This window comes from Kitasatospora sp. NPDC088134 (assembly GCF_044741705.1).
Classification (GTDB): Bacteria; Actinomycetota; Actinomycetes; order Streptomycetales; family Streptomycetaceae; genus Kitasatospora.
In genome coordinates, this window is the sequence record NZ_JBIUTD010000025.1 from 12,160 (window position 1) to 24,151 (window position 11,992).

The window sequence follows — 11,992 nt, forward strand, 5'->3', positions numbered from 1 at the left end:
GCTGTTGACAGTGTCGCCCGTCCCCAAGATGCTGAGCAAGCGCTTAGTCACGGACGGGCGCCCAGGGTTCCCGCACAGCGAGAGGTACGGCGATGACAGTGTCGTTCAAGGGCCAGGTGGCCGTGGTCACCGGGGCGAGCCGCGGCATCGGGCTCGGCATCGCGCACGAGCTGGTCCGGCGCGGGGCCAAGGTCTGCATCACCGCCCGCACCAAGGAGACCCTGGACGAGGCGGTGCAGGCCCTCGGCGGCCCCGAGCACGCCCTCGCCGTCGCCGGGAAGTCCGACGACGCCGCGCACCAGGAGGAGACCGTCGCCACGGTGCTGGAGACCTTCGGCCGGCTCGACCTGCTGGTCAACAACACCGGCATCAACCCGGTCTACGGCCCGATCCTGGACACCGACCCGGCCGCCGCCGCCAAGATCCTCGCCGTCAACGTGCTCGCCCCGCTGGCCTGGACCCGCCGCGCGCACGCCGCCTGGATGGCCGAGCACGGCGGCGCCGTGGTCAACGTCGCCTCGATCGCCGGCCTCCGCGCCTCCAACGGCATCGGCATGTACGGCGTCTCCAAGGCCGCGCTGATCCGCCTCACCACCGAACTGGCCTCCGAACTCGGCCCGGACGTCCGGGTCAACGCGGTCGCCCCCGCCGTGGTCAAGACCAAGTTCGCCGAGGCGCTCTACGAGGGCCGCGAGGAGAAGGTCGCCCGCGCCTACCCGCTCGGCCGCCTCGGCCTGCCCGAGGACGTGGCCGGCGCGGTCGCCTTCCTGCTCTCCGCCGACGCCGGCTGGATCACCGGCCAGACCCTGGTGGTGGACGGCGGCGTCACCCTCGGCGGCGGGCTGTGACCGGCCGCCCGGCCGCCCCCTACGCGGGCCTGGGTGCCGTCGTCACCGGCGCCGGGCACGGCATCGGCGCGGCCCTCGCCCGGGCGCTGGCCGCCGCCGGGGCCCGGGTGGTGGTCAACGACCTGGACGCCGACGCGGCCCGCGCGGTCGCCGCCGAGCTCGGCGCGCACGCCGTCCCCGGCGACGCCGCGAGCGCCGAGGGCGTGGCCGCGCTGATCGGCGCCGCCCGCGACCACCTCGGCGCGATCGACCTGTACTGCGCCAACGCGGGCGTCGCCACCACCGGCGGCCCGGACGCCCCGCCCGCCGCCTGGGAACTCGCCTGGCAGGTCAACGTGCTCAGCCACGTCCGGGCCAGCGAACTCCTGCTCCCCGACTGGCTGGAGCGCGGCAGCGGCCGCTTCCTGGCCACCGTCTCCGCCGCCGGACTGCTCACCATGCTCGGCTCCGCCCCGTACGCCGTCACCAAGCACGGCGCGCTGGCCTACGCCGAGTGGCTGTCCGCGACCTACCGGCACCGCGGCGTGCGGGTGCACGCGCTCTGCCCGCAGGGCGTCCGGACCAGGATGCTCGACGGCACCGGCGAGCACGGGCAGGTGCTGCTCGCGCCCACCGCGATCGAACCCGCCGAGGTCGCCGAACGGGCCCTGCGCGGCATGGCGGCGGAGGAGTTCCTGATCCTGCCGCACCCCGAGGTCGCCGACTACTACGCGGCCCGCGCCACCACCCCCGACCGCTGGCTGCACGGCATGAACCGGCTCCAGCAGCAGATCGAGGCCCGGACGGCCGGACAGGAGACCCGATGAGAGCCTGGCAGATCGCCGAACTCGGCGCCCCGCTCGACGTGATGAAGCTCGTCGAGGGCGCCGACCGCCCCGTTCCCAGCGAGGGGCAGCTGCTGGTCAAGGTCCGGGCCGCGGCCGTCAACTTCCCCGACGCGCTGATGGCCGCCGGGCTCTACCAGGTCCGCCCGCCGCTGCCCTACACCCCCGGCGTGGAACTCTGCGGCGAGGTCGCCGAGGGCCCCCGGGCCGGCGAACGCCTCGTCGGCACCGCCGAGTTGCCCGCCGGGGCGTTCGCCGAGTACGCCCTGATGAACGCGGCGACCGCGCTGCCCGCCCCCGAACGGCTGGACGACGCCGAGGCCGCCGCGCTCCACATCGCCTACCAGACCGCCTGGTTCGCCCTGCACCGGCGGGCCGCCCTGGCCCCCGGCGAGACCCTGCTGGTGCACGCCGCGGCCGGCGGCGTCGGCAGCGCCGCCGTCCAACTCGGCAAGGCCGCCGGGGCGTTCGTCATCGCCGTGGTCGGCGGCCCCGAAAAGGCCGCCGTCGCCCGCGAGTTGGGCGCCGACCTGGTGATCGACCGGCGGGCCGAGGACTTCCCCGCCGCGGTCAGGGCCGCCACCGGCGGCCGCGGCGCCGACGTGGTCTTCGACCCGGTCGGCGGCTCCGCCTACACCGGCTCCACCAAGTGCGTCGCCTTCGAGGGCCGGATCGTCGTGGTCGGCTTCGCCTCCGGCGAGATCCCCGCCCCGCCGCTCGGCCACGCCCTGGTCAAGAACTACACCGTCCTGGGCCTGCACTGGGGCCTCTACGTCACCCGTGACCCCGCCCTGGTCCGCCACTGCCACGAAGCCCTCACCGCCCTCCCCGCCGTCCGCCCCCTGGTCTCCGAACGCCTCCCCCTACCCGCCGCCGCCGACGCCGTCCACCGCGTCGCCACCGGCACCACCACCGGCCGCCTGGTCGTCATCCCGTAGCGGGGCGTGCGAAAAAGGGGGCCGACCCGACCGGGCCGGCCCCCTTTTTGCACGCCGTCAGCGGTACTTCTTCAGTTCGCGGCGGGCCAGCGAGCGGCGGTGGACCTCGTCCGGGCCGTCGGCGAGGCGGAGGGTGCGGTTGCCGGCCCAGAGTTGGGCGAGGACGGTGTCCTGGCTGACGCCGGCGGCGCCGTGGGCCTGGACGGCCTTGTCGAGGATCCACTCGACGGTGGACGGGACGGCGATCTTGATGGCCTGGATCTCGGTGTGGGCGCCCCGGTTGCCGACGGTGTCCATCAGCCAGGCGGTCTTCAGCACCAGCAGGCGGGCCTGCTCGATCCGGACCCGGGCCTCGGCGATCCAGTCCTGCACCACGCCCTGGTCGGCGAGCGGACGGCCGAACGCGATCCGGGAGTTGACCCGGCGGCAGGTCAGTTCGAGGGCCCGTTCGGCGATGCCCAGGGCCCGCATGCAGTGGTGGATGCGGCCCGGCCCGAGCCGGGCCTGGGCGATGGCGAAACCGGTGCCCTCCGCGCCGATCAGGTGGTCGGCCGGGACCCGGACGTCCTCGAACAGGATCTCCGCGTGGCCGCCGTGGTCGGCGTCCTGGTAGCCGAACACCCGCATGCCGCGCAGCACGTGGACGCCCGGGGTGTCCCGGGGCACCAGGATCATCGACTGCTGGCGGTGCGCCTCGGCCGCCGGGTCGGTCTTGCCCATCACGATGAACACCTTGCAGTCCGGGTTCATCGCCCCGGTGATGTACCACTTGCGGCCGTTGACCACGTACTCGTCGCCGTCGCGCTCGATCCGGGTGGTGATGTTGGTGGCGTCCGAGGAGGCCACCTCCGGCTCGGTCATGGCGAACGCCGAACGGATCGTGCCGTCCAGCAGCGGGCGCAGCCAGCGCTCGCGCTGCCCGGCCGAGCCGAACTGCGCCAGCAGCTCCATGTTGCCGGTGTCGGGGGCCGCGCAGTTGAACGCCGCCGGGGCCAACAGCACCGAACGGCCGGTGAGTTCGGCCAGCGGCGCGTACTGCAGATTGGTCAGCCCGGCCCCCAGCTCACCGGGCAGGCTGTGTTTGTCCACAAAGAACAAGTTCCACAGGCCGCGGGCCTTCGCCGCCGCCCGCAGCTCGCCGACCACCGGCGGGACGGCCCACGGCTCGCGCTTCGGGTCCTCCAACTGCTCGGCCAGCACCGGCTCCGCCGGGTAGACGAACTCGTCCATGAACGCGCCGACCTCGCCGATCAGCTCGACCGTCCTGGCATCGGGTGCGAAATCCACGGCTCAACCTTCCTGGGAGGTGGGGGAGTCGAGCGAGGCCAGCCCGAACTCGACGAACAGCGGCACCAGTTCACCGACCCGGTCGAAGCCCGCGCCGACCGTGCCGCCCCGGGTGTAGCGGAAGTGGATGCCCTCCAGCACCACCGCCAGCTTGAACGAGGCGAAACCCACGTACCAGCCCAGGCCGGAGACGTCGCGGCCCGACGACTCGGCGTAGCGGCCGACCAGTTCGGCGGTGGACGGGAAGCCGGGGGCGAGCGCCGCGCCCGGCAGCACGCCGTCGAAGCGGCGGGCCAGTTCGGTGTACATCACCAGCAGGCCGAGGTCGGTGAGCGGGTCGCCGACGGTGGACATCTCCCAGTCCAGCACCGCCGCGATCCGGTCCGCCGCGTCGACCAGCACGTTGTCCAGCCGGTAGTCGCCGTGCACCAGCGCGGGCGCGGGCGAGGCCGGCAGGGTCTCGGCGAGCCGCCGGTGCAGCTCGTCCACGCCCGGCACCTCGCGGCTCCGCGAGGCGTCCAACTGCTTTCCCCAGCGGCGCAGTTGGCGCTCCAGGAAGCCCTCGGGCCGACCGAAGTCCGCCAGTCCGACCGCCGCCGGGTCCAGCGCGTGCAGCGCCACCAGGGTGTCCACCAGCTGCTTGCCGAGCCGGTGCACCCGCTCCTCGCCGAGCGCGGCCAGCTCCTTCGCGTCCCGGTGCGCGGTGCCCTCGACGTACTCCATCAGGTAGAACGGCGCGCCGATCACCCCGGTGTCCTCGACCAGCAGCACCGGGCGCGGTACCGGCACCGCCGTCCCGGCCAGCGCGCCGAGCACCCGGTACTCGCGGCCCATGTCGTGCGCCGTCGCCAGCACGTGCCCGAGCGGCGGCCGGCGCAGCACCCAGCGCGAAGCCCCGTCCCCGACCAGGTACGTCAGGTTCGACCGCCCGCCCTCGAACAGCGCGGCCGTCAGCGGCCCGGCGGTCGGTGCGGGCAGTGCCCCGTCCAGGTGGGCGCGCAGCCTCTCCAGGTCCAGGCCGGGCGGAGCAGCGGTGGTCATCTGGGGCACCTCGCAGCGGGTAGCAGGGTTTGACTAAGCGCTTGCTTAGGATCATCCGCCCGCCCCCGCTTGTCAACGAGCAGCACACCGCGAGCAGCACACCGCCCGCCCCGGGAACGGCTCCGGGACGGGCGGTGCGGCGGTACAGCGGCGCGGTGGCTGCGGCGGCGGTCCTGCCGGGTCAGCGGGCGAGGGCGGCGGCCACCCGGTCGCCCAGCGCCGCGTCCACGTTGCGCCAGTACTGCAGGGCGCGCTCCAGCACCGGCGCGGAGACGCCGTCCTGCAGGTGCCCGGCGATGTTGGCGACCAGCCGGCCCCGGGCCGCGTCGTCCAGCACCTCGCGCACCAGCGTCCCGGCCTGCCCCCAGTCGTCGTCCTCCCGGTGCAGCGGGTGCGGCTCCCGCACCATCGCCCCGGCGACGTCCCAGCCCGCAGGCCCGCCCCACAGCGACGGGTCGGCGGCCGGCCCGCCGTACGAGTTCGGCGCGTACGGCCGGGCGGTGCGGGCCGCGTCGAAGCGCATCGGCCCGTCCTTGGCGTACGAGTGCACCGGCACGTGCGCCCGGTTCGGCGGCAGTTGCGCGTAGTTCGGGCCGATCCGGTACCGGTGCGCGTCCGGGTAGGAGAAGATCCGGCCGAGCAGCATCTTGTCCGGCGACACCCCGATGCCCGGCACCAGGTTGGACGGTTCGAAGGACGCCTGCTCGATGTGGACGAAGTGGTCCTCCGGGTTGCGGTTCAGGGTGAACCGGCCGACCTCGATCAGCGGGTAGTCGCCGTGCGGCCACACCTTCGTCAGGTCGAACGGGTCGAACCGGTAGTCCCACGCCTCGTCGAACGGCATCACCTGGACGTGCAGCGTCCAGGACGGGAACTCGCCGCGCCCGATCGCCTCGAACAGGTCGCGCCGGTGGTGGTCGCCGTCCGCGCCCGCCAGCCGGTCGGCCTCCGCCTGGGTGAGGAACTCGTTGCCCTGGTCGGTCTTGAAGTGGTACTTCACCCAGAAGCGCGCGCCGTCCGCGTTCACCCACTGGTAGGTGTGCGAGGAGAAGCCGTCCATGTGCCGCCAGGTCCGCGGGATGCCCCGGTCGCCCATCAGCCAGGTCACCTGGTGCGCGGACTCCGGGGAGAGCGTCCAGAAGTCCCACTGCATGTCGTGGTCGCGCAGGCCGTTGTCCGGGCGGCGCTTCTGCGAGCGGATGAAGTCCTGGAACTTCATCGGGTCCCGGACGAAGAACACCGGGGTGTTGTTGCCGACCATGTCGTAGTTGCCCTGCTCGGTGTAGAACTTCAGCGCGAAGCCGCGCGGGTCGCGCCAGGTGTCCGGCGACCCCATCTCGCCCGCCACGGTCGAGAACCGGGCCAGCAGGTCGCACCGCTTCCCCGGCTGGAACAGGTCCGCCCTGGTGAACCGGCTGACGTCCTGGGTCACCTCGAAGAAGCCGTACGCGCCGCTGCCCTTGGCGTGCACCACCCGCTCCGGCACCCGCTCCCGGTTGAACTGGGCCATCTTCTCGATCAGGTAGTGGTCGTGCAGCAGGACCGGCCCGACCGGGCCCGCCGTCAGCGAATCGCTGTCGCTCTCCACCGGGACACCGGCGTTGGTCGTACTGAAGGGGACGTGCTGGGACATTGGGGGAATCCTCCTCGGGCGCCCCGCCGGGCGCCGTCGCGGCCGCGCGGCGGCGAGGGTCGACCGCCGCGACTGCCTCCCACTCGAACACCGCCCGGGGCCGCCCACAACCGCAGCCCCGACCGGCCGACGGGCCGTCAGCCGTCCGCGCCCTCGTCCGCGCCCTGGTCCGCAGCGGCACCGGCGGGGGCCGCCGGAACGGCCGGGGCGGCGGGCACGGCGGAGGTATCGGCAGGCGGCGTCGCCGGGTTGCTCGGCGGTACGGACGGCGAGGGCGGCGGCGTCGGCGACGACGCGGCAGAGGAGGGCGACGGTGACGCTGAGGCGGGGGAGGGCGAGGTGGCGGACGGCGACGGGTCCGCCGGGCCGGCCGAGGGGTCGGCCGGGGAGGACGGGCTCGCCGACGAGGACGGGGTGAACGAGGCGGACGGGGCGGACGAGGCGGACGGGGCGGTGCCGCCGGGGCCGTGCAGGGTGGCCAGGTCGACGCCCACCGGGTCGCCCAGCGAGGTCACCGCGTAGAACGTGCCGCGCGGGTCCGCCACTGTGTGGCCGGCCGTCTCGCCGGGGCCGTGGTCACCCGCGTAGAAGTACAGCGGGTGGCCCTTGTACAGCACCTGCGCCGTCCCGTCGGGCAGCGCCGCCGCGCCCAGCAGACCGTCGTCGACGCCCGGACCCGCCAGCGGGAAACCCGGTGTGGTGACCGGCGGCCAGGACTTCGCGCACTCGTCCAGGCAGCTCGCGTGCACCGAGGTGTCCGCACCGTACAGGTACAGCGTGCGGCCCTGCGCGTCCACCAGGATCGGGCCCAGCCTCCCCACCCCGGCCAGCGCCACCCGGGTGCCCGTCGAGGTGGCGAAGGAGGACTTCACGGGGCCGCCCGTCGGGCTCGCCGCGACGGCGCTCGGACTCGGCGCCGAACCGGCGGTGGCGGGCGGGGCGCTCGGGGACGGGTCCGCCGCACAGCCCGCGGCCGAGAGGGCGGACAGGGAGAGCACCGCGGCAGCGGCGGCACGGCGGGGACGGGGCATCACGGCTCCTGGGAGTCGGCACGGCGGGGGCTGGACACCATCCACTCCCGCCGCCCGCCACCCGGCCACTCCAGAGCGGGCCCGCTCCGCACAAGGGGTACGGCATTGCCCTGGACGGCCCACCGCCGGGCCCCGCGGACTCAGCCGCCCGGGGGCGCCTCCGGCTGCTCCTGGGCCCAGACGGTGCGATCACCGCCGCGCCACGCCACCAGGTCGGGATCGTCCAGGTCGGGCTCGGCGACACCCGCCCGCCGGACGAACTCCGCCACGTCCTCCGGCGCGGTCGCCCGCCCCACCGTCCGCCCGTAGATCTCCACCCGCCGGTACGGCCGAGCCCCGCGGGTCGGCGGGAGGACCACGACCGGCGGGTGGAATATGTCGGACTTGCTCATGAACCCAGTGTCCCGCGCGCCGGACGGACCGGCATGGGTGCAGGTCAGGGTGGGTGCGGCGGGCGACCGAGCGGCGAGGTTCCGCGCGTCGGACGGGCTGGTACAGGTGCGGGTCGGAGGGGGTGCGGCGGGCGGCCGAGCGGTGGTGCGGGGCGGGCTGCTTGGTCGGAAGGGCTCGCCGGCGGTACGTGGGGTCAGAGCAGGTGCGGTGGGGCGGGGTGGTCGCGGGGGGACGGGAGGTCGGTGGGGAAGAGGGTGGCGGCGCGGTTGAGGGCGGTGAGGGTGGTGATGTCGGCGAGCAGCGGGATGTCGTGGGGGAGCGGGCCCGGGACGGTGCGGTCGGGGCGGGCGGGGGTGCGGTGGGTGAGCAGGTGGCGCAGGGCGCGGCGGGCGGGGGCGCGGCCGGCCGGGTGGCGGCCGAGGGCGATCAGGGCGTAGCCGGTGGAGACCGGGTCGGAGGGGCGGTCGGGGGTGTGGCCCCAGCCGCCGTCGGGGCGCTGGGTGTCGAGCAGCCGGCCGAGGGCCTGGGCGCGGGCCTGCGCGGCGAGGGCGGACACGGCCGCGCCCCCGGCGGAGCGCTCCAGGGCCTCGTGGGCGAGCACCGCGCGGGACAGTGCCGCGCCCTCGGCGAGGCTGCGGCGGCGCTCGACGGCGGGGGTGGCGAGCTGTCGCTCGGCGAGGAAGCGGACGGCGTCCTGCGCCGCCTGCCGGTGCTCCGGGTTCCCGGCCAGCGCCTCGACCGCGGCCGCCGTCACGGTCGGCTCGGAGTCGCCGCGCCCGTGCGCGGGGAAGCCGCCGTCCCGGTTGCGGCTCGCCAGCAGGTACCGCTCACCGGCGGCGAGCGCCGCCGTCAGCGGTTCGGAGCGCACCCGGTCGGCGACCGCGCGCAGGAACGCCACGGCGTACGCGCTGTCCTCGACGCCGGAGTGCCCGGCGCCCCGGGTGAACGGCCAGCCGCCGTCCGGGAGTTGGTGCTCGGCCAGGGCGCGGGCCAGCGGGCGCAGGACGGTGTCCGGGGCGTCGGCGGCGGCCAGTGCGAGGCCCCCGGCGGCGGTGGCGAGCACGTCCGCGCCGGTGACGGGCGGGACACCGCCCTCGGTGCCGGCCCGGCGGCCCAGTTCGGTGGCCCGCTCCCGGACGGCGGGCAGCGACTCGGGGCAGTGGCGCAGCGCGAGCAGGGCGAGCAGGCGCAGGCCGTGGTCGGCGAACGGCGGTGGGCCGGGCTCCGCGGCGGGGGCCAGGACGCGCCGGTCGGCGGCGCCCACCGGGCGGGCGGTGCCGGAGCGGGCCGCGTGCAGCACCCGCAGGGCGGCGGTCTCGACGGTCTGCCGGGCGGATTCGCCGCGGCCGCCGAACCCGGTGGCGGGGCCCGGTGGCTCGGGGAGCGGACCGGCGCCGAGCTCGGCGAGCAGCAGCCGGAGTGCCAGGCGGTCGCGGTCCGCGGCGCACCCGGGCAGGGCCGTCACCGGGTCCGCGTCCCCGGCGGGTTCGCCGAGGACCGCCCGGGTGGCCGCGGTCTGCACCGGGTCGTCCCCGCCCCGGGCCAGGGCGAGCCGTAGCCGGTCGGCGGCCCCGGCGCGCAGGGCGGGCGCGGCACCGGTGGCAGTCAGCAGCTGCAGGGTCAGCGCGGTCTCCCAGAGTCGTCCCGCGCACGGGGCGGCCAGCAGCCCGCCGGGGCCGGCGGCGGCGGTCAGCCGGGTGACCAGCCCGGCCCGGGCGGCGGCCAGCGGTCCGAGCCGGGCCGGGTCGAGGGTGTCGATCGCCATGGTGCCTCCGGAGCTTTCGATGGGGGCGGGCCGTGCGGGGGCGTTCAGCCGGTGGGGCGGAGGAGGCGGTGGACGGCGGCCCGCGCGGCCGGGACCAGCGGTCGGTCGCGGTCGGCGAGCAGCTCCGCGGGCGGGACGAAGGCGTACCGGGCGACCTCGCGCGGATCGGGGTGCGGCGCCCGGCCGACGAGCAGCCTGCGCACCGTCAGCAGGCCCGTCCCGGCGGGGTCGGCCGCCAGGTGGCGGTGCAGCTCGGCCAGGCCCGGGCCGGGGAAGCCCCCGGCGGGCTCCGCCGGCCGCCCGCCCGCGCGCACCCCGCCGTCCGCCAGCACGTCCCACCAGCCCGGGTGGACCAGGGCCTGCTCGCCGCGCCGGTACACCAGCACCCGCCCGGCCGGGTCCACGCAGACCGTCGCCCAGCGGCGGCGCAGCGGGACGGCGGACAGCGGGACGGGGACGAGCGGGGTCCCGGGGACGGACGGCGGGGCGGGGGAGAGCGAGGGCATGGGCATCCTGCCTGCGGTCGGGCCGGAACCTGGGCGGCGGCAGTAGCGCCGGTGGGTGCCGCGCCCCTGACGCTCGATCAACGTCCGGATGCGGCCCGATTGTTGCACGAAATACCCCAAAAGCGAGGTATCGGAGTACTCGTGCGCGTGCCGGGGGAGCGAGGGGTGCGCGGTCCGGCGCTCAGCGGGCCAGCAGGCCGACGGCTGCCCGGAACACCGGGGGCAGGGCAGCCGCCAGTGGGACGATGTGCGGCCCGAGGGACGGATGATGACGGGCCGTCAGCAGGGCGGCGGTGAGCAGGCGGTAGGGGCGGGTGGCGCGGCGCCAGGCCCGCTCGTAGTCGGCGGGGCGGCCCGCGGCGAGGGCGGCGACGGCGGCCTCGGCGGAGGCCAGCGCCAGGGCGACGCCCTCGCCGGTCAGCGCGTCCAGGTACCCGGCGGCGTCGCCGACCAGCAGCACCCGCCCCCGGACCCGGGCGGCGGCGTGCTGGCGCAGCGGCCCCGCGCCCCGGACCGGGCCGGCGGAGGCGTCGCCCAGGCGCTCCAACAGGGCTGGGAAGGCGGCGAGTTGGCGGTCGAACGGGAGCCGTTCGGTGCCCAGTACCGCGACCCCGACGGTGCCGTCGGCGACCGGCGTCACGTACGCCTCGGCGTGCCGGGACCAGTACACCTCGACCAGGTCGCTCCACGGCCGGACCGCGAAGTGCCGGCGCTGCCCGTAGCGGGCCGGGCGGCGGCCGGCGGGCGGGCGGTGCAGGCCGAGGACGCGCCGCAGCGGGGAGTGCAGGCCGTCCGCGGCGACGACATGTCGACAGATCAACTCTCCGACGGCGACGCCGTCCTGCAGCGGCGTCAGCCCGTCCGCCTTCACCGGCAGCCGGCGGACGCCGAGCCGGTCGGCCCGTTCGGCGAGGGCCGCGTGCAGGACGGTGCGGCGCACGCCCAGGCCGTGGCCGGTGCGGAACCGGGCCTCGGCGGAGCGCGGGCCGGCCGCCTCCAGGTAGCGGATGCCGTGGAACGGGCGGCCCTCGACGGCGACCCCGAGCCGGGCCAGCGCCCGGACCGCGCCCGGCATCAGGCCCTCGCCGCAGGCCTTGTCGACGGGCGTGGCGCGCGGCTCCAGGACGGTCACCGACAGGCCCGCCCGGGCCGCGTGGATCGCGGTGGCCAGCCCCGCCGGGCCGCCACCGACCACCAGCAGGTCGATCACGCGGCGGTCCGGTACGGCGTCAGGGCGCGCTCCTCGCAGCGCAGCCGGGTCGCCAGCAGCCAGGCGTTCAGCACGGTGAAGCAGAGCGCCGTCACCCAGGCCGTGTGCACCAGCGGCAGCGCGAAGCCCTCCACCACCACCGCGAGGTAGTTGGGGTGCCGCAGCCACCGGTACGGGCCGCCCGCCACCAGCGGCAGGCCGGGCACCACGATCACCCGGGTGTTCCAGCGCGGCCCCAGCGTCCGGATGCACCACCAGCGCAGGCCCTGCGCGGCCAGCGCCAGCGCCAGCATCGGCCACCCCAGGGCGGGCAGGAACGGCCGACCCGCGCCCCACACCTCCAACAGGCAGCCCGCCAGCAGCGCGGTGTGCAGCGCCACCATCGGCGGGTAGTGGCCGCGCCCGTGCTCCACCCCGCCCCGGGCCAGGCTCCAGGCGGCGTTGCGGCGGGCCACCACCAGTTCCGCCAGCCGCTCCACGGCGACCAGCGCGATCAGCAGGGTGTAGGGAAGCATC

Annotated in this window: 12 protein-coding genes; 3 read left to right on the forward strand and 9 right to left on the reverse strand. The window is 76.2% G+C overall.

Features of this window, described 5'->3' with window-relative positions; genetic code table 11:
• Positions 1–92 precede the first annotated feature (92 nt).
• Genes ACIOHG_RS29500 through ACIOHG_RS29510 form a run of 3 tightly spaced genes read left to right on the forward strand, consistent with a single transcriptional unit; the run spans position 93 to position 2,610 of the window.
• Positions 93–848: an SDR family oxidoreductase gene (locus ACIOHG_RS29500; protein WP_400955003.1), complete on the forward strand. Its 756-nt coding sequence runs from the start codon at positions 93–95 to the stop codon at positions 846–848.
• The gene (locus ACIOHG_RS29505) at positions 845–1,654 is read left to right on the forward strand and encodes an SDR family NAD(P)-dependent oxidoreductase (protein ID WP_400955005.1); all 810 of its coding nucleotides are present in this window, start codon (positions 845–847) and stop codon (positions 1,652–1,654) included. Before ACIOHG_RS29500 ends, ACIOHG_RS29505 begins: the two co-directional genes overlap by 4 nt.
• Positions 1,651–2,610: an NADPH:quinone oxidoreductase family protein gene (locus tag ACIOHG_RS29510; protein ID WP_400955007.1), complete on the forward strand. Its 960-nt coding sequence runs from the start codon at positions 1,651–1,653 to the stop codon at positions 2,608–2,610. Before ACIOHG_RS29505 ends, ACIOHG_RS29510 begins: the two co-directional genes overlap by 4 nt.
• A 57-nt stretch (positions 2,611–2,667) precedes the next feature.
• Here ACIOHG_RS29510 and ACIOHG_RS29515 read toward each other — a convergent pair whose 3' ends face one another.
• The 9 genes from ACIOHG_RS29515 to ACIOHG_RS29555 form a co-directional block, all read right to left on the reverse strand.
• Positions 2,668–3,897 (reverse strand): acyl-CoA dehydrogenase family protein, encoded by a 1,230-nt coding sequence (locus ACIOHG_RS29515; RefSeq protein ID WP_400955010.1) that lies wholly within the window; start codon positions 3,895–3,897, stop codon positions 2,668–2,670.
• Positions 3,898–3,900: 3 nt separating this feature from the next.
• Positions 3,901–4,938 carry a phosphotransferase family protein gene (locus tag ACIOHG_RS29520; RefSeq protein ID WP_400955012.1) on the reverse strand — a complete coding sequence of 346 codons (1,038 nt, stop codon included), beginning with the start codon at positions 4,936–4,938 and terminating at the stop codon, positions 3,901–3,903.
• Between the two features lie 181 nt (positions 4,939–5,119).
• Positions 5,120–6,571 carry a catalase gene (locus tag ACIOHG_RS29525; RefSeq protein WP_400955014.1) on the reverse strand — a complete coding sequence of 484 codons (1,452 nt, stop codon included), beginning with the start codon at positions 6,569–6,571 and terminating at the stop codon, positions 5,120–5,122.
• Positions 6,572–6,708: 137 nt separating this feature from the next.
• A complete protein-coding gene (locus tag ACIOHG_RS29530; protein ID WP_400955016.1) occupies positions 6,709–7,602 on the reverse strand; it encodes a hypothetical protein in 894 nt (297 codons plus the stop codon).
• 140 nt (positions 7,603–7,742) lie between these two features.
• Positions 7,743–7,994, reverse strand: coding sequence for a hypothetical protein (locus tag ACIOHG_RS29535; protein WP_400955019.1), 252 nt, complete (start codon positions 7,992–7,994; stop codon positions 7,743–7,745).
• 194 nt (positions 7,995–8,188) lie between these two features.
• Positions 8,189–9,760 carry a prenyltransferase/squalene oxidase repeat-containing protein gene (locus ACIOHG_RS29540; protein WP_400955020.1) on the reverse strand — a complete coding sequence of 524 codons (1,572 nt, stop codon included), beginning with the start codon at positions 9,758–9,760 and terminating at the stop codon, positions 8,189–8,191.
• 44 nt (positions 9,761–9,804) lie between these two features.
• Positions 9,805–10,266, reverse strand: a complete 462-nt coding sequence (locus ACIOHG_RS29545; protein WP_400955022.1) for an NUDIX hydrolase — start codon at positions 10,264–10,266, stop codon at positions 9,805–9,807.
• Between the two features lie 181 nt (positions 10,267–10,447).
• Positions 10,448–11,476 (reverse strand): NAD(P)/FAD-dependent oxidoreductase, encoded by a 1,029-nt coding sequence (locus ACIOHG_RS29550; protein ID WP_400955025.1) that lies wholly within the window; start codon positions 11,474–11,476, stop codon positions 10,448–10,450.
• The gene (locus tag ACIOHG_RS29555; protein ID WP_400955027.1) at positions 11,473–11,991 is read right to left on the reverse strand and encodes an isoprenylcysteine carboxyl methyltransferase family protein; all 519 of its coding nucleotides are present in this window, start codon (positions 11,989–11,991) and stop codon (positions 11,473–11,475) included. The genes ACIOHG_RS29550 and ACIOHG_RS29555 overlap by 4 nt, the downstream gene beginning before the upstream one ends.
• Position 11,992 lies beyond the last annotated feature (1 nt).